This window comes from Bacteroides sp. AM07-18, from assembly GCF_003602695.1.
In the GTDB taxonomy this organism is placed as follows: Bacteria; Bacteroidota; Bacteroidia; order Bacteroidales; family Bacteroidaceae; genus Bacteroides; species Bacteroides uniformis.
In genome coordinates, this window is sequence record NZ_QTLM01000012.1 from 115,175 (window position 1) to 140,062 (window position 24,888).

At 42.3% G+C, this 24,888-nt stretch carries 21 protein-coding genes and 2 pseudogenes; 15 read left to right on the top strand and 8 right to left on the bottom strand.

Going from position 1 to position 24,888, the window contains the following annotated elements; all coding sequences use genetic code 11:
• Positions 1–11: 11 nt before the first annotated feature.
• From DW096_RS14245 to DW096_RS14270, 5 genes are all read right to left on the bottom strand, one after another.
• Positions 12–797: a pimeloyl-ACP methyl esterase BioG family protein gene (locus DW096_RS14245; protein ID WP_016274411.1), complete on the bottom strand. Its 786-nt coding sequence runs from the start codon at positions 795–797 to the stop codon at positions 12–14.
• A gap of 28 nt (positions 798–825) precedes the next feature.
• Positions 826–1,977 (bottom strand): 8-amino-7-oxononanoate synthase, encoded by a 1,152-nt coding sequence (locus DW096_RS14250; protein WP_118931185.1) that lies wholly within the window; start codon positions 1,975–1,977, stop codon positions 826–828.
• A gap of 34 nt (positions 1,978–2,011) precedes the next feature.
• A complete protein-coding gene (gene bioA / locus DW096_RS14255) occupies positions 2,012–4,246 on the bottom strand; it encodes an adenosylmethionine--8-amino-7-oxononanoate transaminase (RefSeq protein WP_117963133.1) in 2,235 nt (744 codons plus the stop codon).
• Complete coding sequence (locus DW096_RS14260; protein ID WP_117963131.1) at positions 4,243–4,722, bottom strand: hypothetical protein; 480 nt, start codon at positions 4,720–4,722, stop codon at positions 4,243–4,245. The genes bioA and DW096_RS14260 overlap by 4 nt, the downstream gene beginning before the upstream one ends.
• A gap of 146 nt (positions 4,723–4,868) precedes the next feature.
• Positions 4,869–6,890, bottom strand: coding sequence for an LruC domain-containing protein (locus DW096_RS14270; protein WP_118931194.1), 2,022 nt, complete (start codon positions 6,888–6,890; stop codon positions 4,869–4,871).
• Between the two features lie 535 nt (positions 6,891–7,425).
• Here DW096_RS14270 and DW096_RS14275 point away from each other — a divergent pair.
• The 7 genes and pseudogenes from DW096_RS14275 to DW096_RS14305 all read left to right on the top strand — a co-directional run.
• Positions 7,426–7,863, top strand: coding sequence for a hypothetical protein (locus tag DW096_RS14275; protein WP_044469128.1), 438 nt, complete (start codon positions 7,426–7,428; stop codon positions 7,861–7,863).
• 320 nt (positions 7,864–8,183) lie between these two features.
• Positions 8,184–8,486 (top strand): DUF4248 domain-containing protein, encoded by a 303-nt coding sequence (locus tag DW096_RS14285; RefSeq protein WP_005831107.1) that lies wholly within the window; start codon positions 8,184–8,186, stop codon positions 8,484–8,486.
• Positions 8,487–8,673: 187 nt separating this feature from the next.
• Positions 8,674–9,330, top strand: a complete 657-nt coding sequence (locus DW096_RS14290) for a hypothetical protein (protein WP_118931184.1) — start codon at positions 8,674–8,676, stop codon at positions 9,328–9,330.
• A complete protein-coding gene (gene dnaB, locus DW096_RS14295) occupies positions 9,320–10,699 on the top strand; it encodes a replicative DNA helicase (RefSeq protein ID WP_057256449.1) in 1,380 nt (459 codons plus the stop codon). Before DW096_RS14290 ends, dnaB begins: the two co-directional genes overlap by 11 nt.
• A 252-nt stretch (positions 10,700–10,951) precedes the next feature.
• Positions 10,952–11,464 (top strand): HU family DNA-binding protein, encoded by a 513-nt coding sequence (locus DW096_RS14300; protein WP_005837397.1) that lies wholly within the window; start codon positions 10,952–10,954, stop codon positions 11,462–11,464.
• Positions 11,465–11,620: 156 nt separating this feature from the next.
• A complete protein-coding gene (locus tag DW096_RS19305; RefSeq protein ID WP_005837396.1) occupies positions 11,621–11,722 on the top strand; it encodes a smalltalk protein in 102 nt (33 codons plus the stop codon).
• Between the two features lie 46 nt (positions 11,723–11,768).
• A pseudogene (locus DW096_RS14305) lies at positions 11,769–11,963 on the top strand (N-acetylmuramoyl-L-alanine amidase); the annotation flags it as partial.
• 101 nt (positions 11,964–12,064) lie between these two features.
• Here DW096_RS14305 and DW096_RS14310 read toward each other — a convergent pair.
• Together DW096_RS14310 and DW096_RS14315 are read right to left on the bottom strand one after the other, a co-directional pair.
• A complete protein-coding gene (locus DW096_RS14310) occupies positions 12,065–12,646 on the bottom strand; it encodes a hypothetical protein (protein WP_117963125.1) in 582 nt (193 codons plus the stop codon).
• 47 nt (positions 12,647–12,693) lie between these two features.
• The gene (locus DW096_RS14315) at positions 12,694–12,993 is read right to left on the bottom strand and encodes a hypothetical protein (protein WP_117963123.1); all 300 of its coding nucleotides are present in this window, start codon (positions 12,991–12,993) and stop codon (positions 12,694–12,696) included.
• Between the two features lie 735 nt (positions 12,994–13,728).
• Here DW096_RS14315 and DW096_RS14320 point away from each other — a divergent pair.
• From DW096_RS14320 to DW096_RS14360, 7 genes are all read left to right on the top strand, one after another.
• Entirely contained in the window at positions 13,729–13,911 is a 183-nt protein-coding gene (locus DW096_RS14320) for a hypothetical protein (protein WP_117963121.1), read from the top strand.
• Positions 13,912–14,452: 541 nt separating this feature from the next.
• Complete coding sequence (locus DW096_RS14330; RefSeq protein ID WP_117963197.1) at positions 14,453–15,262, top strand: winged helix-turn-helix transcriptional regulator; 810 nt, start codon at positions 14,453–14,455, stop codon at positions 15,260–15,262.
• A gap of 201 nt (positions 15,263–15,463) precedes the next feature.
• Positions 15,464–16,477, top strand: coding sequence for a DUF3871 family protein (locus DW096_RS14335; RefSeq protein WP_117963119.1), 1,014 nt, complete (start codon positions 15,464–15,466; stop codon positions 16,475–16,477).
• A gap of 315 nt (positions 16,478–16,792) precedes the next feature.
• Positions 16,793–17,380 (top strand): tyrosine-type recombinase/integrase, encoded by a 588-nt coding sequence (locus DW096_RS14340; RefSeq protein ID WP_117963117.1) that lies wholly within the window; start codon positions 16,793–16,795, stop codon positions 17,378–17,380.
• Positions 17,381–18,239: 859 nt separating this feature from the next.
• Positions 18,240–18,875: a hypothetical protein gene (locus DW096_RS14350; protein ID WP_117963115.1), complete on the top strand. Its 636-nt coding sequence runs from the start codon at positions 18,240–18,242 to the stop codon at positions 18,873–18,875.
• Positions 18,876–18,963: 88 nt separating this feature from the next.
• Complete coding sequence (locus DW096_RS14355; RefSeq protein ID WP_117963113.1) at positions 18,964–19,908, top strand: DUF4595 domain-containing protein; 945 nt, start codon at positions 18,964–18,966, stop codon at positions 19,906–19,908.
• A gap of 37 nt (positions 19,909–19,945) precedes the next feature.
• The gene (locus tag DW096_RS14360; protein WP_220392992.1) at positions 19,946–21,937 is read left to right on the top strand and encodes a PL29 family lyase N-terminal domain-containing protein; all 1,992 of its coding nucleotides are present in this window, start codon (positions 19,946–19,948) and stop codon (positions 21,935–21,937) included.
• A gap of 489 nt (positions 21,938–22,426) precedes the next feature.
• On the opposite strand, the gene DW096_RS14365 is transcribed toward DW096_RS14360, so the two are convergent.
• Positions 22,427–24,085: a recombinase family protein gene (locus DW096_RS14365; protein ID WP_117963111.1), complete on the bottom strand. Its 1,659-nt coding sequence runs from the start codon at positions 24,083–24,085 to the stop codon at positions 22,427–22,429.
• Between the two features lie 72 nt (positions 24,086–24,157).
• Here DW096_RS14365 and DW096_RS14370 point away from each other — a divergent pair.
• Positions 24,158–24,436: pseudogene (locus tag DW096_RS14370) on the top strand (N-acetylmuramoyl-L-alanine amidase); the annotation flags it as partial.
• Positions 24,437–24,888: the final 452 nt, after the last annotated feature.

Consider the following 24,888-nt stretch of genomic DNA (forward strand, 5'->3'; position numbering starts at 1 on the left):
CAATCCTTTTGTTATGTATCCAGTTCTCTCAGATGGCTTAGAAAATCGTCAATGGGCATCGACCACATGTCTTGCAGCAAGAAGCGGAACATTGGTTCGTCATAGTGGGCGCAGTCTGCAACAATCAGTTTGTCGTCATCGAACATGTAATCGAAATTTAGTTTCATATTTTCTAAAGGGAAGATGCGGTCGTTGACGCCTATGAAAGCGTAGTCATAATCGATGTATTGGTATTTATCGTTTACATAGGCATCCATCTCGTCATCATTGGAGTAGATATAATTGCCGTTTTCATCGATGGTTATCCCTCTCATTTGGGTGTATTTTTTCTCAATGAGTTCCAGCTCTTCCTTAATTTCGTTGAAGTCCCGGCGGGGAGTGATGGCAAGGAAGGCTTTGTAGGCATTGCTGTCTTTGCACATGCGGCGCATGAACTTCTGGAGCGAGGCGGGAGTCAGTCCGCTCAAGGTGTCTCGGAAGGTCTTTTCGGGAATTCCATCTGTGTCACCGATAGGGGTAATGGTACCATTGAAAGCTATAAGCAGCAGTTTCTCCTTGGGCACGGAAGCCAGTGCGATGGGAGCTGCCCATACGCCCATGGACCATGCCACTACGTTCACTTGCCGGTATTGCTCCAGGATGGAGGTATCGAAATCGAGCGTGCGGTAGTCATAGCAAATCATGTAGTCCATGCCTTGGGGGCAATATTGTTTAAAGGGTGTTTCGTCGGCTGCCCATCCTGCGAAGAACAGTAGCAGCTTGGGATTATTTTTTTTGATGATGTAAACTTGTTTCATAATAATATATGTGATGAATTTTCTTATACTATATATATTTAATTATTTCTTCTATCTCTTGTTCTGTAATGTCCGCTGTCAGCGAGAAGCGGATACGTGATGTCCCTTCGGGCACCGTGGGCGGGCGCACCGGCAGTGCATAGAACCCATGCCTCTGCAGCAGCTCTGCACACAGCACGGTGTCGGCACTGGGGCCGATAATCAGTGGGACGATATGGCTTGCGCTGGGGCATCCGTACCCCTTGGCTTGTAATGCTTCGCGCAGTGTCCGGCTGATTCTTGCCAGATGCTCGCGGTGGTCCTGCATTCTGGCAAGTTTCCGTACGATAAACAGTGTCCAGGCAATACTTGTCGGAGGCAATGCCGTGGTGAAGATGAGGGTTCGCATCCGGTTGACGAGATACTCGCGTATCGTCCGGCAGCAGGCGATGTATGCGCCGGCAGACGCCGCTGCCTTGCCGAAGGTGCCCACGAGGAAATCTATATCCCGGATGCATCCGGTTTCTTCGGCGCAGCCCAGACCGCGCGGTCCCCTTACGCCGAATGCATGGGCTTCGTCCACATAGAGCAGTACGTTGGAGTATCTTTTTTTCAAACGCACCAATGCCGTGAGGTCGGCTTGGTCACCGTCCATGCTGAAGATGCTTTCTGTGACGATAATCAATTGCCGGAATGTTGCATGGTGTTGTTCCAGCAGGCGTTCCAGTTGTACCAGGTCGTTGTGGCGGAAGCGGATGCAGCGTGCGGTGGATAGGCGGATGCCGTCGATGATGCTGGCATGCACCAGCTTGTCTGCCAGTATCAGGGTTTGTGCATCGCTCACGGCGGGTAGAATCCCCATATTGGCATGATAGCCGCTATTGAGCACCAGTGCTGTCTCTGTGCCGAAAAGTGTGGCGAGTTCCGTCTCCAGCTCTTCGTAAATTCCGAAGTTCCCCGTCAGCAGGCGGGAGGAGGAGGAAGTCGGCAGGAAGGTGTCCGGTGTCAGTGTCTGCAGGAATTCTTCCTTTAGCTGGCGGTCGGCAGCCAGACCCAGATAGTCGTTGGACGAAAGGTTCAGCATATGCCGGCCATCGGCTACAACCGTGCGTCCCTCGTGTGTCAGTTGCGGCAGGCAGCGCAGGTTGCTGTGTTCTTTCAATGTTTGCAGCTCTTGCTGCATATAGTTAGTTACGTTCATAAATTCTTGATATAATAATTTTCCCTTTATCCTCTCAATTCATTTCCTGTATAATTTTCATCAACCCTCCCGTCAGCTTCCTCAACTGTTCCGGCTCTATAATGAACGGAGGCATCAGGTATACCAATCTTCCGAACGGGCGTACCCAGATTCCCTCCTCAACGAAGCGTTTTTGCATCCACGCCATGTCTACGGGTTCTTTTGTCTCAATCACCCCGATGGCTCCCAGCACACGTACATCCGTCACTTGCGGTAATCGGCGTGCCGGTTCAAGCTCTTCTTGCAGTTGCCGGCTGATGCGAGTCACCTTGCCTTGCCAGTCGTATTCGGGCGAGGTCAGCAGCTTCACCGAAGCGCATGCCACGGCGCATGCCAGTGGATTCCCCATAAAGGTGGGTCCGTGCATAAACACCTCCGGTGTATGGTTGGAGATGGTATCCGCCACTTCATTCGTCGTCAGTACGGCAGACAACGTCATGTATCCGCCCGTTATGGCCTTTCCTATGCACATGATGTCCGGTTCTACACCCGCGTGCTCCCAGGCAAAGAGTTTTCCCGTCCGTCCGAAGCCCGTGGCTATCTCATCGAATATCAGCAGCAGGCCATGTTCCTTGCATATCTGTGCCGCTTCGCGCAGGTACTGGGGGTGGTAGAACCACATGCCGCCAGCGCCCTGCACCACAGGTTCGAGGATAAGCGCTGCCAGTTCCTCGTGATGCTCCTCTACCAGTTTCCGCAGTTCCACCGTATCCCGTTCATCCCATTCGCCGTGGAAGCGCGAGCGCGGCTGCGGCACGAAATAGCGCACCGGCAATGATGCCCCGAACAGCGAATGCATGCCCGTCACCGGGTCGCAGACAGACATGGCATTCCATGTATCCCCGTGATAGCCCGAACGGATAGTCACAAAATTGTTCTTCTTCGCCTTTCCCTTGCCATACCAGTACTGCACGGCCATTTTCAAGGCTACCTCTACTGCCACCGAGCCCGAGTCGGCATAGAATATCTTCTGCATGGACGGCGGGACAAGCGGTAGCAGCAACTGGCCCAGTTCAATGGCAGGGTCGTGTGTCAGCCCTCCGAACATCACATGCGACATCTTGCCCAGCTGTTTCTCTGCCGCCCGGTTCAGCGTAGGGTGGTTGTACCCGTGGACGGCGCACCACCACGACGACATTCCCTCTACGAGTGTTTCTCCGCTTTCCAGGGTGATGGTGGCGCCTTCGGCATGCTTCACCTTATACACCGGTAGCGGGTTGGTGGTGGAGGTATAGGGGTGCCATAGGTGCTCTCTGTCGAACTGCGAGCCGCAGAACCGGTATCCGGCATCTTCTATCAGTACCTTGTCTTCCGACACTTTCGAGCCGAGCGTTGTCAGCAGGTCGCCCACGATGGCGGAGTTGATGCCGATGTGTAGCGCTTGCTTTACGGCCTCCTTGCTCAGTTGCGAGCGTCCTCCGGCAAAGCGGAGGAAAGCTGTCGGGTTGATGAAGCGGAAGAGGGCGATGGTGGTCAGTATTTCCTCCTCGCTGAGTGGTGCCTGCCGTTCCAGCGGTGTGCCGGGGATGGGGCTCAGGAGGTTGATGGGGATGGACTGTACTTCCAGCTCGCGCAGTGTGAAGGCGAATTCGATGCGTTGCTCCATGCTCTCGCCCATGCCGATGATGCCGCCGCTGCAGATGTCCATGCCTACATTGCGGGCGGCTTGCAGGGTGCGCAGCTTCTCTTCCTGCGTGTGCGTGCTGCACAGTTGGGGAAAGTAGGAGGGGGCTGTCTCCAGGTTGCAGTGATAGCGGGTGATGCCTGCGTCGTGCAGTGCCCGCATTTCGTCTTCGTTGAGCAGTCCCAGTGATGCGCACAACTGGATGGACGAGTGCCGGCGCATGTGCCGGGCGGCTTCGCACAGTTTCTCCATGTTTCTGGAGGAGGGCTTCCGTCCACTGGTCACCAGCGAGAAACGTGCCACGCCCTGGGCTTCATTATGCCGGGCATGCCGCAGGCATTCTTCTTTGTCCACCAGGTCGTACACGTCTGCCTGGGTTTTGTAGTGCGACGACTGTGCACACCACTTGCAGTTTTCCGGGCATCGTCCGGACTTGGCATTAATGATGGAGCACATGTCAAACTCCTCCGAGGCCAGGCCCCGGGTTATCTCGTGGGCAGCTTCGTATAGCGCTTCCTTGTCGGGTTGCACAGCCAGCCATTCGGCTTCTTCCTTACTGATGTGGCTGCCGCGCAGCACTTGTTCCTTTAATTTCTGTAGGGTCATATCTTTCTTGGGTTATGTTCATGGATAAAGACAGAGGTACGGATTGCCGGGGCGGTGCAGCTCGTCATTCTGCTGCATGGCTTCCGGTAATCCGTACCTCTTGTTCTCTTTTGTTTCAGGCTATATGTGTCTTGTCCGCCCGTATTCCCGCAGGGGCGGATGAATTGTGTTTCAAAAAGAATGTGCCGGTTCGTTCCCGGCTCCGTGAGGATACTTGTCAGGGCGCTGCTGCTACCCAGCGGAATGCCGGTGTCGGTTTCCCTTCCTTCCGTTTCTCCTTTCCAGGTACTCTCTTCCCCGCATCCGGCATGTCCGGCGGTTCCCGCAGTCTTCTGTTTGGACAGAGAGCTGTCTGCCACGCTTTTGCGCAGGCAACCGATGGTGACACACCGTCCTATGCTGGCAAATGCAGCGTAGGCTTTTCTGCTCCAGCGGCGGAAGCGGATGGTAGGTGCGGCGGGTGATGTATTCCTCATGTTTTTTTTCAGCCTGATGCGGTTTTGTTTCCTTTTAGCGGATGCAAATGTAGAAAAAATAATTTCATAACGGTAATGGTCATGCATGAAAAAGCCGCGCAATAGTTGCATTTGCGCGGCTCTTCTTTAAGCAATGTCGTAGGATTTCACTCTTTGGACGACTGGTAGTAGAGATACCAGTCATTATTGGTGGCACCATTGGACTCTACCCATTTGGCGAAATCGGGATACTCCAGGTCGATGCGTACGGTTTCCTTTGCCGGAGTGAACCGGATGGGGCCTTCCGTGCCGGTTGTGGCCGGCAGCATGATGGCGAATGGATATTTGCCGTCCTTGTTGATGTAGTAGGCATCGTCTTCGGCTCCGATTTGCTCTGCGTTGGCTTTACCGGTCGCTTTCTTCTTGGGCAGATGCACTTCTGTCCGGTTGTCGGCTCCGGCTGTATACTGGGCAATGATGAACGGGTTCAAGTCGCTCTCCAGATTCTTCTTAGGCAATGTGTTGTCTGCAAATGTACGGGTTACGGTAAATTCGTTGCCCTGCACAGACTTTGCATCGGGGAATAGGATGACAGAAGAGGTCTCTGTTTCATCGACTGCTCCGGCAGGCAGTTCTATGCTGCCTCGCTGGCTGGCCACATATTGCACGGCAAATGCGTTGGAGTATGTGGCGGCACCACTTTGCTGTACGGGTACAAAGGTGTCTTCCACCTTCAGCACATAATTGTTGCTGTTGAATGAAATGGCCCGTTTGTGTTCGATAATCACGTCGTTCAAGTCATAGTCACCGCCATTGGGCCAGATGTCTTCGTAGGCATACGTGCGGTAGGTTGTTTCAGAGCTCGTCACCGTAGGCTCTTCCGGGTCTATGACCGGGCGGTCCGGGTCTTGAATGGCTTCATTGGGGTTAGCATCGATACAGAACAGTATGTCTTCGTAGCTGGTATCATTGCCATCTTCTACTCCATAGACTACCGTGCCGTTGCTGGCGGAGAGGGAGATAAAGCGGGCTTGTTGGTCTGCATATATCTTGTTCCATTCTTTATTGGAATATATATAATTTATAGAGTAGTCGATACCTTCATAGGGGGTATATCCATCGGGGATGATGAAATATCCTATGGTATATCCTGCCGGGAATTTGGTGGAGACGTTACCGTTTTCGTCTCGATACAGAAGTTGTATTTTTGTATTCTTTTCTATGGGAGCGTCATATAGGGAATATTTGTTACCACCTCCAAACCGTTTGGTATATGGGTCGTCCCCTGCAATGGATGCATTGGGAATGATAATGAATTTGTCTACCTTGTCAGGGCTGTTGGGAACTTCATTGGTCTTGTAGTAATAATAGCCGATGGAAGTCAGGTAACCGGCACGTTCGGTCAGGAAGGTCAGATACAGTTCTGCATCGGTAATCGTTACGTGTTGTCCCTGGTTGTTGATATATGCTTGGGCAATGGTGGTGTTCACGTGCTTTGTGTCTCTCACCAAATCTCTGTTGTCCAGATTGTTGGGTTTGCTGTCATGGCCTTTCCACAGCGTGCGTTGCAACTGCTTTAAAGTTCCGTCATTGAAATTTCCCGTAGTTACAATGTCATTATTATCAATAATCTCACCGTGAGATTGTCCCCATCCAACGATGGAGTATACCCGTTCCTTCCTATCCTTTAGGTCGATAGTCAGGTTGGATTTTGCACGTGTTATGGCAGTTGAGCGGGTGTTGGCATTATTTTCGGTCATATCTACCACCACTTTGCCATTTTCCACATCTGCTTCCACATACATGGGGGCTCCCCAACTTTGTGAGATGATATATACCTTTTCTGTCGCTTTGGGCAGTTCTACGTTGCCGGTGAAGCGTCCGTCTGCATCTGCAAAGATTTTAAAAACCGCTTCGCCGTTGATGGAGTAGAGGTTGTTTGTCTGATAGGTGATGGGGTCTTCTGTAAACACCTCTATTAATGCGCCTCCTGCGATTTTTCCATAATTCACGTCAAAAGCTACCTGGGCTGTTGTTGCAAAGTCAAAGTATTCGCTCTCCGGCTTTAGTTCTGTTTTTCCACGTTCGGGATTGTATAGGTCTTTTTCGGTACATCCCGTGAATATGCTGCAGGCAATTGCTGAAATGAGGGTTGCAGCACTAACTTTCGTCATAAGTCTAACTTTCATATTTTTATTGTTGTAGATTGCTTGCTTGTTTGTCTTATGAACGCTGTCTATATCACAACCGCCACCCACTTCACAGACGAGTTGTAGATACTACATTTTCTCGAGCGCTTTTTTCATGTTGCAAATATAAACATAGTATTTATAATCTACAACTTTTGGGGTTTAAAAACACTTTTGGTGGGTTAAAAAGTTGTATAAAGTGAATTGATACTAATTGGATGAATCGAATGGTGCGGGCATAAAAAAAGGCTATCTATCCCAGACAGCCAATCTTTTGTTAACCTTAAATCTAATACTATGAAAAACACATTGCAAAGGTACGTGTTTTCTGATAATCTCCAAATTTGCAGTAGATAATATCATGTTTTATAACAAGACTTAATGGTCATTAAGAACTTTATCTGCAATATTCATCGTACATTTGCTCCTGATATATCATCCGTTTGCCCTTTATGCATTATGCATTCGGTGCAGACGGATGATGTGTTTTCGTGAACTTATATACAGACAAACAACTATAAAACAGACGTTTATAATGAAATCAATCCAGAACAAAGGAATAAACCTCACCGCAGAAGACCTCAAAAACCGAATCGCTGACAGAAAAGAACGATATACCAAGCAGCAGGCACGACGCGAGAAATTGGAACAAACCATGGAGAACACCCGCAATGACATCGAGCAACTGGAGTATACCCTTGCACAGATGGAACGTACCGCCAAGCGCTCCCGTAATGCTGCCGCACAGCCTTCCCGTTTTGTCCCCCGCGAGCGTATCGCTAGCTTCTTTGCCCGTGTTTCCCGTTTTTTCGACCACCTTCAGCACCGCTTGCACCGTAGCTTGAACTATACTTGGTTCTGCCTTGTGCTATGCTCCCGATATACTTTTCAGAGCCGCCTGAAAAGCGTAGAACGCTGCTGTCTCACACCGGCCACGGTGCTGGGGTACTTCAAGAGGGAGAGGGAGACGTAACCAGTGACTTCGCTCTTATGGTAGAAGCAGCCTTAGGGATTAGTGCGGAACTCCTCGTTAATAGGCAGGCGAGATATAATATGGCTGTCTCTCTTAAAGAAAAATCGCTGACCGATAAGTTACATGAAATACGCAAAATGTGTGCTTCCCTATTATAGTATGAAAGTGTTGCTTTTATCAATAAGACAGTGAGGGTGTGTCATCAACCGTTTTGACACATTCATTTTTCTTGAGCAAGTTTTCTTATTGCCACTCGAACTTTCCCAGTTTTCCCTCCCATTCTAACTTTGCAACATGTTTTATTAATAAATATATGCAAAATGATAAAAGAACAAAGTTTTGAATGGCTGCTCGAGGGATGCCATCGCATTGCAGATGTGGCAGTGGCCTATTACCCAAACTACGCGTATGCCTGCTCGGCTGTAAAGGCCCTGCGCCGTTCCATTGCGGAACACGCTTGCCTGCTGAAGGACCTGACGGACCAGGGCTATACCGCCAGGACTGCCCACCTCACCCCCGTACAGATAGGCATCCTCCTGAGTTACTGGGGGATGCCCGACCACGTGAAGGATATGACCGTGAAAAATCCGTATCTTCTGGTCTCTAAAAAATATGCGAAATAGAGAATGTATTTCTAATACATTCTGATTATTTTAGTATATTATTATATAGGGTGGTGGAGGATGAGGTGAACCCCTCTCTCGCCACCTTATGTATTTCATTAATTTTTAGCCGATTCTAACTGCTTATTTGTATCCCCCTGGCTGGTCCCTTACCTTTGTCGCATTATCGAATTAAGAATAGACAAAAATGGAAAAAGAAATGAGACCCATGACAACGGAGATGCTGAAGAAAGGCTATCTCCTCTTCCCCAAAGCCTTGTTTGAGGAACAAATGAATATGAAAACCGGAGAGAAAGCCGCCGATGCCTTCGAAGCCTTTGTCTTTGTGCTGACACACGTCAACTACAGCACGGTGACCTGCAACGTCAGGGGACACCTTTTCGACTGTGTACGTGGCGAGTCCGTACTTTCCCTGGCCCGCTGGATGGAGATATTGGGGTGGCCCCGCAACCGTACGCGCTACTTCTTCAACAAGATGTTCGACGCCGGCATCGTGGAGCGGGTGGCCAACCCCTACGTGATGCACATCCGTATCCCCGATTATGATTTCCTTACTGGCAATGCCCGTCCTAAAGCAGCCCCGCGGAAGAAGAAGGCAGCGCCGGTGGCTGGGGTGGGAGAGGACTTCTGCATCTTCTGGGAAAAGTTTCATGACATCACCGAGCATCCCAAGGTAAACATCGGCCGGGCCCGTCGCGAATGGAAAAAATTGACGGCAGGCGAGAAACTGCGGGCACTGGACAACATCGACGAATATTACGACCATCTGAACAACCAAAAATATTGTAAACAAGCCGCCACCTATCTGGCGGACAAATCTTTTGAAAATGAATATGATGACTGAAACTACTTTTTCCCACGACAGTGACCTCGAAGAAGCTGTCATCGGTGCCTGCATGATAGAGCGCGCTGCCATGCCTCTGGTGGTGGACAAACTTCGTCCCGAGATGTTCTACGAGGAGAAGAATCTGGAAATTTTTGCCGCCCTGCAATCGATGTATCGCAGCGCGAAGTCCATAGATACCATCACGCTGAAGAACGAACTGGCAGCCCGTGGCAAACTCGATGCCGTGGGCGGGCCTTACGAACTGTTACGCATCAGCTCGAAGGTCAGCTCCAGTGCTCATCTGGAGTATCATGCGCTCATCCTTAGGCAATTGCACACGCGGCGTATCATGCGTACGGGATTCCAGCAACTGCTGGCGTTCAGTGCCGACGAGTCGATGGATATTGACGACATCCTGGTGGAAGCCCATCGACTGCTGGAGGGGCTGGAGGACGAGAGCGGCGTAGCCGACCACCTTCGCTCCATAGACCGGCTGATGGACGACACGCTGGCCGAGGTGGAGCAGCGTATGGAGCACGGATGCAACGGCATTACGGGTATCCCTACGGGTTTTGACGCTCTGGACCAGGTTACAGCGGGCTGGCAGCGCGGCGACTTGAACATCCTTGCTGCCCGTCCGTCGGTGGGGAAGACGGCCTTTGCCCTCCACCTGGCCCGTGCCGCTGCCATGGCGGGGCGTCATGTGGTAGTCTTCAGCCTCGAAATGCAAGGCGAGCGCCTGGGCGACCGCTGGCTGCTTGCAGCTACGGAGGGGGTAGACCCGCAACACCTGCGTAGCGGCCAGCTCACACCTGGCGAGGTGAGGCAGGTGCATGAGGCGTCTGCCGAGTTGTCGCGGTTGCCCATACTGATAGACGACCATCCGATGACGAGCATGGACCGCGTGCGTTCTTCCGCCCGCCTGCTGAAGAGCAAGAATCGCTGTGACATGGTGATTGTGGACTATCTGCAACTATGTGACATGAGGAGTGACCAGAAAAACCGTAACCGCGAGCAGGAAGTGGCGCAGGCAAGCCGCAAGGCAAAGCTGCTGGCCAAGGAGCTGGATATCCCCGTACTGCTGCTGAGCCAGCTGAACCGGGCGAGCGACGGTAGCATAGACCATCGCCCCACCCTGAGCAACCTGCGCGAGAGCGGCGCCATAGAGCAGGATGCGGATATGGTAATGCTGCTTTGCCGCCCTGCCCTCTACGGCAAGACCGTCGATAAGAAGAGTACTTATCCCACCGATGGCCTGGGTATCGTCATCATAGCCAAGCACCGTAATGGCAAAACCGGTGAAGTCTATTTCCATCATAACCAAAGCATGACAAAACTGGTGGACTACATACCACCATTGGAGTGGCTGACGAGGAATGCAAAGTGATGGATGGAAATTTATAGAATACAGAGACACAAAGACACGGAGATTTTTCTTATTGCTTGAAAAACTCTGTGTCTCCGTGTTTTTTGTAGTAAAAAAAATGGCAAAACACTTGACTTCCGCTTCTTAATGTTGTATCTTTGTAATGTGCTTAAGAAAAGGAATAATCATTGATTCGGGCGCCCTATCCCTTCCCTTACCCACTTCTCTCTTATAACTCATTTTTCTTAACTTAAACCTTAACTTTTCAAATTTATGGATGTAATTGTAGAGCGCTTCCAGCGCCGTAAAATCGTAAGCAACCCGGCTTCGCCCATGTTGTACTATCTCCGTCAGAAACCCAAGACCTGCGGCACCGTGGACATCGATGTCCTTGCCGCCTCCATTCAGAAAAACTGTGCCATGACGAAGGGCGACGTGAAGCACGTCATCGAAGCCCTGGTGGAGGAGATTCAAGGCAACCTTGCCAACGGCGACAAGGTGAAGCTGAACCAGCTGGGCACTTTCCACATGACGTTCCGCTGTCCCGGCATGGAGGCCTCGGACAAATGTACGGTGCGCAATATCTCGAAGGTGAATATCCGCTTTATCCCCGACAAGGAGCTGAAGCTGGTGAACGGCAGTACCGCCGTGACCCGCAGCCCGGCGAATGTGGGCTTTGTGCTCGACAAGCCCGAGGAGGGCGGCTCCGGCGGCGGCAATCAAGGCGGTGGTTCCGGAGGCGGCTCCGGCGACGACGGCGACCAGGGCGAAAATCCGCTGGGATAAAGAAGGAATGATTAAGGGTTAGTGATTAATGGTTAATGAACACAAGCAAATCGCTTATCGCTAATCAATCCCTAATGATTAACCATTAATCATTAACCCTTAATCCTTAATCACTAATCCTTAACCATTAATTCTTAACCATTAATCCTTAATTTTATGAGTACAAAATCATCTGTTTGGGATAAGATTCTGAAAGTGATAATCGCTGTAGCCTCCGCGCTTATTGGTGCCCTGAGCGCCCATGCCATGACAGTGTAGCGGGTTTCCTTCACTTTTAATTTTTAATTTCTAATTTTTAATTCTCATGAGATTCATCAATCTTATCGTCGTCCATTGTTCCGCCACCCGCTGCGACCGCTGCTATACGGAGCACGACTTGACGACAGACCACCTGCGCCGGGGCTTCTCCGGCGCAGGTTATCATTTTTATATCCGCAAGAACGGTGACATCAAGTCCCTGCGTCCCTTGTCCCTGCCTGGTGCCCATGTCCGGGGTTGGATATTATTAGTATTTATTTAACCATCTTGTTACTTAGTGTACAAAAGTACTATCTACTATACATTACATAATACGTGGGAAAATATGGCAGGATAAACTGGTTATTCTTTCAATAAGTTATGTTCTAGCAACTTGGAGTGAACACTATCCCATAACTCCTTTTGCTTCTCATTCAACATATCTACAGATATGAACGTAGTACCACAAAACACAATATCGCTATATCTTATTACTGGTATTAGTCCGAATTTAGTCCAAGCAAAATAATTATCGTTATATTTATCTGATATGCCAGTGTTACATAGATACATTTCTTCATTGATATTAATAAGTGTCTGTATGGAATGTTCCAGTATATCGAACATCCGACCTCTTAAATCATACTTCATACCATCCGCTACTACTCTTTTGCGGAATCTGGATAGCAAATGCTGCGATAGAATAAAGGCATTATTCAAATTGATATAAACAAAGTCAGTAGTATTATTACCTCTTCTCATATATCCTACTATAAAGAACTGACTAGTATTCTTATAGAATACAAAGAAGTAATATTCTCGTATGGCAGTAACTTTCATACGCCATTCATCACTACTAGTATCGCCTAGATTAGTAATGAAATCTATCATTTCTTGGCTATATGCCAGATTAAATAAATTCTCTGCGTATTCTGTTATATTCATGCCTTATAAATTAAAAAAGGCTACCACCGAAGTAGTAGCCTAAAACATTAGTCGCGGTATTTGGAAAGAAGGGCTTCTCTAGCTTCTGGTGTAGCCTCCTTCAATATGCTTTCAAATTTGGAAAAATTCAGTTCCATATCCAAATCTTTAGGATTCAGTTCTACAACTTTCTCCAAAAATTCAACATACTTTCTATAGGCATCCAGATACTGTTGCGCTTTTCGGATTAGCTGTTCACCAGTTTCTTTAGCAGAAAACCACTTTCCACACAAATCGGCTTGCTTTTGGCGACCTTCATTGATAACCTGTACAAATGTTTTAGCTGATACCTTTAAATTTTGATTCATAATAAATATGTATTAAAATATTATACGGCAAAATTACCGCTAAAGCAAATGCCGCCGTATCAGCGTTACAAAGGTATGTAATATATCTATATGTGTGGTAATTTTGCACCATTCGATTATCATATATTAACAAAAACGTCTTGTTAGGCATAATATGAACTACATACTAAAAAGTACTATAAGACATTTTTATTAACTAGTAGTAGTAATCTATTCCAATCCAGTACTAAAATCAATGTACTATTAAAACACTAGTAGTACTACTGTAACTACTTATCTAGCTAATGAATCTGATACTCTAGGGGATACAAAGGCAGCCGGATAACTGACTGCCTTTTTTTATTGCCGTTTTTTACCTACTAACCAAGTTATATAGCACCTACTTCGATACGTTAATTAATCGCTAATATACAGTTATTTAACTATCTATTCCGAATATCGCCTATCCGTCAATAGCCATAAATATAAACTATTGACAAAAGAAGTGCATAAAGTCACTATTCTTGTCTGCCAGCTTATTCAGAGAAAGGAATAACGGCAATATGGCGATATAGACAAGCTATCTATAGAAAGTGTTCCTTTGATTAGGTACACCGTCCAGAAATGAGTATAATCGTATAGAGATAAAAAGATAAAGAGTTACCACGAGCAGGGGTATATCCAGAACTGCCTAGAGTAATTCAAGCACTATAGATTTTACAGTATATAATGAAACTAACCTAAAACAATTCAATTATGGAGTATTACACGTTTGAACAATTAAAGGAAATGGCTTTCAAGGATGGCATTACCGGCAATAAGGTGGCTGTCGGTATATGGGCTAAAATGAACGGCTTTCTAAAGAAAAAGAAGCAGATAAACAAGCGTAGAATTACATTCTACTTTAAACTGGATAATTGGCAGTCTCGTAATTTATGACTACCGGAGCTTCTCTATAAAGCAGTATCAAGAATTGCATATAATACTTGTTCCGGCATACATAGCCAGCCAGATAACACAAGGAAGTAAATTACAGATGTTTTTTAAAGATAGTCTTAGTGAAGTGGTACTAAGGAAAAATGAACCGTAGTCTATGGGAAATTTGACACCAAGTATAGGGGAAAAATGATACTCTATACATTACTACAATACTAACATTACAACATAGATAATTCAGTGCTTCGCACTTCATTATCAGATTTTGAGCTTTCGTAGATAAGTAACTAATAACAAAAACGTAACATTATGATGATATACAACAACAGACTGTTCAATACCAGAAAGGAATTGAAGCGGTATCTAGGTGGAACACGTAAATACAACAAGGCTCTGAAAAACGGAGAAATTTATAACATATACCAAGAAGAATCAAATAACCAACCGTTTGCGCACAATGGAACAACAATATACGACACTGACAAAAGACATTAATAATATAGATAATAAGGATGCCATAGTATATGCCTATATAAAATCAAGGATGAACTATAAAACTTCCATTGCGGATAATATTACAGAAAAGGAGATTGCCGAAAAATTAGGCATATCATTAAGCACAGTTAAAAGAAGCGTTTCAAGGCTAAAGAATAATAAGAATCTTATTGATAAAGTAATAAGTAACAATGTGATAGCAGAGGGAAGCTATAAGACGTACAATAAATATCATGTGGAAAAATGCAATGAAAACTTCTTTTACATTTATAACAGTTTCTTTAATGATGATATGAACATAGCAAAAGCCAGTGAGAGAATCAACGTAAAGAACTTCTTGCTTAAAATAAAGGCAATATGTAAAAAGGAAACGAACAAGTATATAAGTGAAAATCCGTATCTGGATGGGCTTAACAAAACGGAACTTTCTAAAAAACTGGGCATTGATACAAAGACATTAGACAAATATCTGAAAATAGCAGTCAATGCAGGACAGATAAAATATATAACTAATGGTTTGCTGATACTGAACAAGTCCATTATTCCAGATTTTAAGAAAGATGATACAGATACAAGAATCTATCATATTATTTATGACTGGTGCATTGATAACGGTGTTGTTCCACCAGACAGAAACGATGAAATAACAGTAATGGAAGATGGCAGTGTCAGAAGAAGAAACAGCTTACTTATTGAAATAGCTGGAAAGCTAGACTATATGAAAGATGAAGAAATTAGGAGTTTGCTAACTAATAGAATAACTTCCGAAGAAATAACTTTGGAGTATATAGCTAAAGTGCTGAATATAAAAACTAAAAAGAAGAAAGAAGATATACAGTATTCCGTCATGCTTGACTAAACTAGCTAATCACCTACATTCAGTTTAGCTAAAAGTCAAGAAAACAGATATATAAAGTACTTCATATAAGAATCCCCCTCCCCATTCAGCCAGTAACCTTAAATATATAAGAGTGTCTGCCTTACGAGTTCACAACCCACTTAGTCCCCCTCTGTATATTGATATAAAAAAGAATTATTAATCATTTAAACTTTTATCAATATGAATAATTTAGTTATCATGCCAACAGAGAAAAGAACTTTGAATTTAGGAGAATATGCAGAAGAAGCTACTATAATTGTGGAAGAAACTGCAACGCCAAGCATTACTTTCTTGGAAGCAAATACAGATTCTATTACACTGGAAGAACTTGCAAACAAATGTGTTGTGCCTACTTGGGCTAACTTGGAATCAACCATTTCACACCAAGACTTTATTTCTTGTGTGCATGAGGCTGCAAGTTCATTCTATGCAGGTGAAAAGGTGAGCTTTCCGGAAATAAGAGTTTCGCATATAGTACGTGGCAGAATACCGTCCGCGCTTGGTAAGAAAGCAAATGAACTGTTAGAATGTGAAAAGACACAATTCTATCAAAGACTTGCGTTTGCTTTTACTGTTCCCACCATTTTTGAAACAATAAGAGGGCAAAAACTTGAACTGTGCATAGGTGGGGTAAGAAATTACAGTGACTTGAATCTGTACCGTTCTTCCAAAGGCTTAGAAAAGTTTTCCGTCTTTATTGGCTGGAGAATGAAAATTTGTTCCAATCAGATTCTTACTGGTGAGGGTGTGAGGTTCAACATGGAAGTAACCAATATCAATGAACTTTACAGAAATGTACTGGAATTGCTTAACAGCTTCAATGCTGCCAAAGAAATACATTTGATGCAGGCATTATCAGATACTTATCTATCTGAAACACAGTTTGCACAAGTGGTAGGCAGAATGAGAATGTACCAGGCACTTTCACCCACAAGACAGAAAGCAATACCAAGGCTACTAATCACTGACAGCCAAATAAATAGTGTGTGTCGTGATTATTACACAAATGAAGTATTTGGAGTGAAAGATAATGCTATATCTCTTTTTGATTTTCATAATTTACTCACACAGTCAAACAAGAACAGCTACATAGACAGCTATTTACAACGTGGGGTAAATGCTACAGAGGTAAGTGTTGGGCTGAACAATGTATTACAAGGACTGGATAATAAATATTCTTGGTTCTTGGGCTAAACTAATTAATGAGAGGACATCTATTTATTAGGTGTCCTTTCTTTTTTAATAACTTAAAAATACTACAGAATGAATGATAATGAAAAACTAGTACTATGGAGCATACTAGTAGTATTGCTACTAATAATAATTGGTGTTATCAATCCTTTTTTATTGATACTGATTATATCTATCTTTATTTATATACAATCATAGAATATTCACTAATATACAAAGTGAATGTTTTGCTATAAATCAATATATTAACTAATTGGCTAGTATGTTGGTAATGGTGAAACATTCACTTTTATTTATTTACATATAAAACAGAACATTATGAGTTTAAAATATTCAAGCACTACAGCAGATTATCTAGTTTGGTCTGATGCAATGAATTTAATAAGGAAATTGGCTAAAGATGGAAATTACAAAATTTCACTTCTTATAGCTTTGGGGTGTTTCACTGGTTTAAGAATATCAGATATTCTAGCTTTGAGATGGAAACAGATATTAAATACCAGTGAGTTTACAGTAATAGAGAAAAAGACAAATAAGGTGAGAACTATTAGGATAAATGCCCAACTTGGGCAGCACATTAAAGAATGCTATGAACAGATAAAGCCTATAGGAATTAATGCACCTATCTTAGTAAGTCAAAAAGGAACTGTTTTCACTGTTCAGAGAATCAATGTAATACTAAAAGAGATAAAGAAGAAATATCACTTAAAAGTGAAAAACTTTAGTTGTCATTCACTTAGAAAGACTTTTGGCAGACAAGTTTATAATATGAACAGTGACAATTCAGAACTTGCCCTAGTTAAACTTATGGAACTGTTTAATCATAGTTCTGTAACCATAACTAAAAGATACTTGGGACTAAGACAAGAAGAACTGTTAAATACTTATGATTGTTTGAGTTTCTAATTAGTGGGACAAAGTTTGAAATTTCTGTTGTTATCATGCCATTCTCAGAAATAAAGAACTTTGTCCCGTTCTCTAATATACAGTAACTTTCAAAAACTGCAATGTAAGAAGAACTGTAAATAATGGTTATATATAAATCTGATGGGACATGATTCCAAGCCAAACAGATAGCGATAATGTAATTAGTTCCGCATTGGTGCAAGCGTAAGAAAATTATCTTTTAAAAAAGGCATGATGCAGCTTGTAACCTATAGTATGTTGATTTTTCGGGAGTATTTATAAGTATCGAACAGCCGTACTAATCTGCAATATCAGAAAAACAGCTATAATGTTTATAACTGATAGTAGGTATGAGTTTTAAAAATTATCGTCTTATATGCCCACTTCTAATTTTTATACCGCTATGAAGTTACAACTAAAAGAAACTGATACTAGCTAATTACTTACTACAAATATGTTTTGGAACACTTGGGACTGCATTTATCAGCGTTTTATCTTTAGCTATTCAAAACCTTTCGCTAACTTTGCAGCAATTTCAGAGGTCTTAATGCGTTAAGACACTGAAAGGACATATTTAACGAAAGGTGTTATTGAAATTATCTTCGTAGTAAAATTCTCGCAAAATTTTATACGGCATGAAGATGATAGCAATAGCACCACACCATTTGATATATACCTACCTTATATGAACTTATAAGGGTTTTTAGATATTGTCAATATTGGTGTGGGTTGCTATTGTTTTATCCATGCCAAGGCAATGCGAGAAGCCATACTACGGATAAAGCAAATATAGTTCCCACACCTTATTTTTTATCCGCTTCTTCGGGGAATTGGGAGGCAACTATAAACAAAGTTTTATATGAGCGATGACAGACTAAAATTTGCTTCCTATAAATACAAGAGAGATAATATAGAGGTAACAGCCAAAATTTCATTGCATAAAAGAGAATTAGGACTAAGAGATTACCTTTTAGCACCTCGTTCACCTTTCTATATAAAAATAGAAAATGGCATTAGATATGATGAAAAGCCTTTGATAATTGAGGGTAAGGATATAAAAGACATGAATAAAAGATTTGAACGAATCACATTCTTTTATTATGTAAAGTCTTATTTATGTACTCATGACACAATTTTGGAGTTACCATTTCTTAATTTTATAGATGTGGGAAACCATGTAAAATTTGGTCCAGTTAATTTTTCTCCAGATAATAACACATACACATTTTTCATGTATTGTGATTGTTCTCTATATCCCCAATTAAGCAAACTGATTAAGTATGATATAAAAGAATCAGAACTATATAGTATTGTATGGATAGTAACAGAGCAATCTGTCACGTTAAACAAAGTACGAAAGGGAATAAGCAGTTTTGCCGAAGCATGTAAAATAGCCCAAGAATTATATAGACACCAAAATCATATAGAATTTAAAAATTTGGTGTTCGACCTCTTAGCACGACACTTATATTTATGCAACTTCCACTGGGGATAAAGTGGCGTATATGTGATTTCTACTTCAATAGAAGTGCTAGCGATAATATATTATCAGCAAACATTAACAACTTAAATATCAAACAAAGATGAAAACTTTTAGATTAATTAGAATGGCTTTATTAGCCGTAGTTATGAGCATTAACTTCACGTCTTGCAGTGATGATGATGAAGAACCTATCAAAAACGATGATGGTATTATTACCAATCAAAAACGACTAATGGAGATTAAAGAAACTAACGCAGAGGGTAGTATTGAAATATATACATTCTCATACGATAGCAAAGGGCGATTAATATCTGTTACTGACAGTTGGAACGATAAAGAATATTATACTACTCGTTTTACTTGGGGGAATAATACCATTATAGCAACTTCTGATGATGATGATGCAAATACATACACGCTTACTGACAATTTGGTAAGAAAACAACAAGGAGATGGAGAATATAGCAAAATATTCACTTATAATTCATCCAACCAATTAATTAAGGTAGATGAAATGGATGAAAGACATAGTAGTGACGATTGCAGCTATACTTATACTTGGGATAATGGGAAAATGACAAAATATATCTACAAAGAGAATAATAGTGAAAATTCTTATGTTTATGAATATACCTACAATGGAAAGACTTGTAAGGGATGGTTCCCAAACATAGAAGATGAAAGTTGGACTCCTTTAGATGATGATTATATTTTCTTCGCACATCCCGAACTGATAGGTATGCGTACTAACCAACTGCCCGAACAGATATTCAATAAGTACACTGATAAAAGCGAATATTACGATGAATATTATAAAGAGACTTGCAAATATGAATATACTGATGAAGAAACAACTAAATTTGACTATACTTTAAATAAAGACGGGTATTTGGAAAGTTGTACTGTAACATATACAAGCGTAGAAACTACCAAGCGTTCATTTACAGACAAGAATGGTGACGGTGTTATTACTGACGATGAAAGAAATGTAACAGAAACTCGTACCGAAACTGATATTACAATTTATTCTTTTAAGTGGGAATAAATACATTAAATAGATTCATATTAAAAATAAAACAACAATGAAAGCATTCAGATTAAATGGAATGGCAATTATTGCCATCCTCTTTAGTATAAGCTTTACGTCTTGCGGTGACAATTATGATGATTCTATTATTATAGACAGAGTAGACAATTTGGAGAATAGGGTTACGCAACTGGAAGAAATCTGCAAACAAATAAACACAAATATCTCCTCTCTGCAAAACATTGTGGCAGCGTTGGAAAACAACGATTATGTAACAAGCGTAACTCCTATTACCAAGGATGGTAAGGAAGTGGGTTATACTATTACATTTACTAAAAGCCAACCCATAACTATCTATCATGGAAAGGATGGGAAAGATGGTGCAGACGGAAAGGATGGAGTAAATGGTACTGATGGAAAAGATGGAGTCACGCCTATTATTGGGGTGTCAAAGGATTCTGATGGAATTTACTATTGGACACTCGATGGAAAATGGCTTTTGGATAGTGACGGAAATAAAATAAAGGCTATAGGCACTGATGGAAAAGACGGAGAAAGTGGTACGGATGGAAAGGACGGTATCACTCCACAATTAAAGATAGAAAATAATTTCTGGTATGTGTCTTATGATAAAGGGGCTAACTGGACTAAGTTAGGGGCTGCCGCTACAACTGTTGATGAAACATTTAAAGATGTGACAGTCAATGACAATACAGTAACCTTTACATTGGCAGACAATACAACTTTTACTCTTCCCCGATATAAAGCTGTAAGTATAACTTTTAATGTGCAAGAACAAGGCATTTCAGCAGGGCAGACTGTTCAGATTCCATATACACTGAAAAGGACTACAGATAAGACTATAGTATCAGCCTCGTCAGACGGAAATTATAAAGTAAGATTGGAAAATCAGACTACAGACGGTGGCATTATAACAGTGACCGCTCCCGATTCTTATGTTGATGGGTATGTCAATGTGTTGGTTTCTGACGGAAACGGATATACATCTCTGAACGTGATTAACTTCTACGAATGGGAAATGAATATCAGCAGTTCAGAAGAAGGACAGCCGCTTACCTACAGCATACCTACAGACGGAGGAAAAGTAACCATACCATTAGACGTAAACTTCGATTACGAAGTGCTCATTCCCGAAGATGCAGCCGATTGGGTGAGTGCGACAATAAAAAGTCGTGCAGTGATACGCAATGAAAAAATATCATTGGATATAGAGCCTAATATGACGCCCAATGCCCGCGGTTGTGTCATTTCTCTTTTGCCAAAGAATGGGACGAAAGCATTGGCTAAAATCAGAATCCAGCAGCGTTCACAAGCCCAGACCCAAGCGGAAAAGGTATTCAAGAACAAGTTTCCACAACAAGTGGATGATATGAAATTCACTTATTCAAATGGTTTTCTTACTAAAATGGAGGATGACTATGGAACGGCTACATTTACCTACAATTATCCTGCAAAGACTAAAGCTGTTGGCGTACCTGATGTTATAGTAGAGTATGATGGTAGTAATAAAGCCCCAAACTATACGATTGAGGTATGGGTGAACTCACAAGGATTTGCAGAAGAAATCCATCAGACGATTACTGAATCCAGTGGTTATACTTATTCCAATACAAAAACATGTAAATATGATTCCGAAGGACATCTCATCTTTATGAAAGACAGTAGAGAGAATAGAGAATACACTATCACATGGGAAGATGGAAATATTATTAAAGTTCAAACAAAACGTTTCTTTGACAATGATAACAAATTGGAATGGGAAAGACTTCACGACTTCGATTACTATACTACTCCCAATAGTAAATACATGTTGTTCTACTATGACATTTATAGTATAGACATTGACGAGGTGGATTGTCTTTATTGGGCTGGCTATTTAGGTATCGCTCCTAAAAACCAGACAAAATCATTGAATGGTAGTACTATAGACTATAATGGTTTTAGTCAAACCGAGAATTACAATTATACATGGAGCAGCAATGGAGTAACAATTGATGGTGGTAGAGAGATTTATTTTATACCCTAATTTGTTTATAGCCAAACAACACTATTAAGCCCAAAAGCCAACCTACCCATTATAAACAAATGGATAAGTTGGCTTTTTCAGTTCTGAACAAATAACATATTATTAACTTTTTCTCCTTTTGAACTTCATGGATGGGGTAAGTCCGTACACGCACTCTGGAAAATAAGTGCGGAGAAATGCTTTATTCGCTAAACTATAAGTGGTAATAGTGTGCGTTTCCATATAATCGGGGATAAGATATACCCCTGCATCTTTTCTTATCTAATTTTTCATAGCTATAAAATTTTGAGTTTCACATATACAAGCATATTTAGCTTCTAGAACATTACCAAGTCATAAATACGAAACTTTCAATGAACTACAAATAGGAGTACTTTTATAACTAATACTAGCAATGAGATAATAACAAGAATACAATATGAACTATTATATACTACCATTTAAATATACTACCCACCTAGGTAGTATAGTACCGTATATAGTAGTAGGCTACAATCCATTTTCTTTCAATGCTTTCTTTCTGGCTCTATACTCCCTTTGTCTTCTGGCATTTTCTTCCTTGTGTTCCTGACAATATCTTTTATTATACTCCGAACTTTTTTCCACGTTTCTAGGAGTTATAAACCGCCTTTCATAGCATTTTATTTCTTCCCCTTTGGAATATCCGTCTATCAGTGAAAACACTTTGTTGGCTTTAGTATGCAGTTCAAATCTAAGCGGTTCATTATTATATGGTATATAGATAGAAATATTACACTTGATAGTATTAATTCTATCAATAAATGCGTATTCTATAGTTTCGTGTATAATCTCAAATCTCAATTTATCATCCGTAATATTAGAAACGTCCAGTTCTTTAGGTTCGTCCACTTTAATCAGCAGACCTTGAATCTGTTCCCTTTCCATATAATACTGTGACAGCATTTTTCTTTCATCAGCCAATTTGCCACCTAGTTGCTTGATAATCCCTTTGGCTCTGTCAATACTCATAGTTCCGTCCAGATAAGCACTGTCTTCCACCTTGGTTATTCTGTTCTCAATATCTTTCAAGTTTTTTTCGGAAGTGGCAATCTTATTATCGTATTCTTTCAGTTTCTTCTGGTAGGTAATTCTATCTTTAGTATTACCAGTGATTAGCTTACTAAGGTAAAGTCCCGAAGCGACACGCCACAATATACTATCCACAATATTTATTTGCACCCATATCCCTTTATCGCAATTCTGGCAGTGATAGGTGTTGTTATTTTTCTTGGCTACCATAATACTGCCACAATAAGGACATCTAAGCAAACCTTTACCAAAGTAATAATTATCATATTTCTTTTTGGGAAGCAATATATTGCCCTTGGCAATCTCCTTACACTTGTTTATCATTTCTATGGTAACTATCGGAGGATAAACATTACCTTCTGTTTTTAATTTGTTCAAACCGCTAAAACTGGAGGGTTCACCTGCATAGGCTATATTTCTAAGCGTCAAACTAACAAACTTACAAGCATAGGTTCTACTGCCTTTTCTAATGATACCTTGTTCTGTCAATTCTTTAGCCAATGAATTATAGCTGTAATTACCAGTAAGATACATATTAAATATTTTACGTACCACACTGGCTTCTTTCTCGTCTTCCACTATCTTACCATTATCCACCTTATAGCCATATAGCAACCATCCACCAGTATAGATAGACTGTTTACGGTTAGCATCCTTGGTACGTTTCCATCTGGCTAGCTTGGTTCTCATTTCACTTTCTGCCATCTGGCTGAACAAGGTAAACACCATATCTGCCGCCTCATCTACAGTTCCATCATCTTTTAACAGTCTGATTGATGGGTTCTTTACTATAAGCTGTACCTTTCTTTCTACCAGATAATCCAAGACACTAAAATTTATCTTCTTCTTTCTGGCGATACGTGATACTTCCCAACAATAGACACAATTTATAGTATTGTCTGATTCTATCAGTTCTTTCATTCTGTTAAGTCCGGCACGCTCTTCTTCTGGCAGTTTAATACCAGATTCTTTCTCGCAAATAGAAATAATATCTTCTGGCTTGTAACCGTCCTTGACAGCCATCCGATAAATCTCCTTTTCTTGTTCGTCAAAGTCCTGCACCTTGGTAGATACTCTTACTAATAATATTGCTTTCATACTATCATTTACTAATCAGATGCAAATATAGTAATATAAGTAACAAGATGTTTAAATATAGGTAAAGAATAGAATGCAGGTAGCATCGGTGTCTGCTACGAAGGCGGTCTTGACGAGTGCGGTCGCCCTGCCGATACACGCACCCTTTTTCAAAAGCACTCCCTGCGTGTGCTTGTGTTGCTGCTGCTGAAGGATTATCCCGGTTCCCGGCTTTGCGGTCACCGCGACCTGAGCCCCGACCTGAACCATAACGGGGAGATAGAGCCGGAAGAGTGGGTGAAACAATGTCCCTGCTTTGATGCGGCGACTATACTGACAGAACCGCCACCACCCAATCCGGCATGCTTATAAAATGTTTTTATTCTCTTTCTTCGTGCTCTTCGCGCGCACGTATATATATAATGTATAGTTATTTTCTCTCTTTTTCCTTTCTTCAAAATTGTTCATGCGAAATGCATTTATGAATCAGTAAGTTACAAAAAAGTTTCATTTTTATTAAAAAAAATGATAGATATGTTTGGCTTGTATTGTTAAATCCTATACCTTTGCACCCGCTTTCCAAGAGAAGGAAAGTGGTAAGATTGAAATACTGAAACAGAAGTGTGGAAGGTGACACAGAGAAATAAAAAGAGATAAAAATATTTTTCGAAAAACATTTGGAACTTATTAATAATTCTCCTTATTTTTGCAGTCCGACTCGCAAAGAAAAAGAACTTTTCTTGTTTTGCTTTTCTTATCCTTGTTTAAAGGATTTGAAAATACAGAAAAGAGAAAAAATAAAAAAAAACTTCCGAAAATATTTG

Excerpts from the sequence above, each read along its gene's own strand:
- DW096_RS14350 (WP_117963115.1), top strand. The coding sequence starts at position 18,240 with ATGAGCGATGACAGACTAAAATTTGCTTCCTATAAATACAAGAGAGAT.
- DW096_RS14360 (WP_220392992.1), top strand. The coding sequence starts at position 19,946 with ATGAAAGCATTCAGATTAAATGGAATGGCAATTATTGCCATCCTCTTT.
- DW096_RS14320 (WP_117963121.1), top strand. The coding sequence starts at position 13,729 with ATGGAGTATTACACGTTTGAACAATTAAAGGAAATGGCTTTCAAGGAT.
- DW096_RS14310 (WP_117963125.1), bottom strand. The coding sequence starts at position 12,646 with ATGAATATAACAGAATACGCAGAGAATTTATTTAATCTGGCATATAGC.
- DW096_RS14330 (WP_117963197.1), top strand. The coding sequence starts at position 14,453 with ATGAACTATAAAACTTCCATTGCGGATAATATTACAGAAAAGGAGATT.
- DW096_RS14275 (WP_044469128.1), top strand. The coding sequence starts at position 7,426 with ATGAAATCAATCCAGAACAAAGGAATAAACCTCACCGCAGAAGACCTC.
- DW096_RS14250 (WP_118931185.1), bottom strand. The coding sequence starts at position 1,977 with ATGAACGTAACTAACTATATGCAGCAAGAGCTGCAAACATTGAAAGAA.
- DW096_RS14340 (WP_117963117.1), top strand. The coding sequence starts at position 16,793 with ATGAGTTTAAAATATTCAAGCACTACAGCAGATTATCTAGTTTGGTCT.
- DW096_RS14290 (WP_118931184.1), top strand. The coding sequence starts at position 8,674 with ATGGAAAAAGAAATGAGACCCATGACAACGGAGATGCTGAAGAAAGGC.
- DW096_RS14300 (WP_005837397.1), top strand. The coding sequence starts at position 10,952 with ATGGATGTAATTGTAGAGCGCTTCCAGCGCCGTAAAATCGTAAGCAAC.
- DW096_RS14285 (WP_005831107.1), top strand. The coding sequence starts at position 8,184 with ATGATAAAAGAACAAAGTTTTGAATGGCTGCTCGAGGGATGCCATCGC.
- DW096_RS14260 (WP_117963131.1), bottom strand. The coding sequence starts at position 4,722 with ATGAGGAATACATCACCCGCCGCACCTACCATCCGCTTCCGCCGCTGG.
- DW096_RS14245 (WP_016274411.1), bottom strand. The coding sequence starts at position 797 with ATGAAACAAGTTTACATCATCAAAAAAAATAATCCCAAGCTGCTACTG.
- DW096_RS19305 (WP_005837396.1), top strand. The coding sequence starts at position 11,621 with ATGAGTACAAAATCATCTGTTTGGGATAAGATTCTGAAAGTGATAATC.
- DW096_RS14355 (WP_117963113.1), top strand. The coding sequence starts at position 18,964 with ATGAAAACTTTTAGATTAATTAGAATGGCTTTATTAGCCGTAGTTATG.
- DW096_RS14335 (WP_117963119.1), top strand. The coding sequence starts at position 15,464 with ATGAATAATTTAGTTATCATGCCAACAGAGAAAAGAACTTTGAATTTA.
- bioA (WP_117963133.1), bottom strand. The coding sequence starts at position 4,246 with ATGACCCTACAGAAATTAAAGGAACAAGTGCTGCGCGGCAGCCACATC.
- DW096_RS14365 (WP_117963111.1), bottom strand. The coding sequence starts at position 24,085 with ATGAAAGCAATATTATTAGTAAGAGTATCTACCAAGGTGCAGGACTTT.
- DW096_RS14315 (WP_117963123.1), bottom strand. The coding sequence starts at position 12,993 with ATGAATCAAAATTTAAAGGTATCAGCTAAAACATTTGTACAGGTTATC.
- dnaB (WP_057256449.1), top strand. The coding sequence starts at position 9,320 with ATGATGACTGAAACTACTTTTTCCCACGACAGTGACCTCGAAGAAGCT.
- DW096_RS14270 (WP_118931194.1), bottom strand. The coding sequence starts at position 6,890 with ATGAAAGTTAGACTTATGACGAAAGTTAGTGCTGCAACCCTCATTTCA.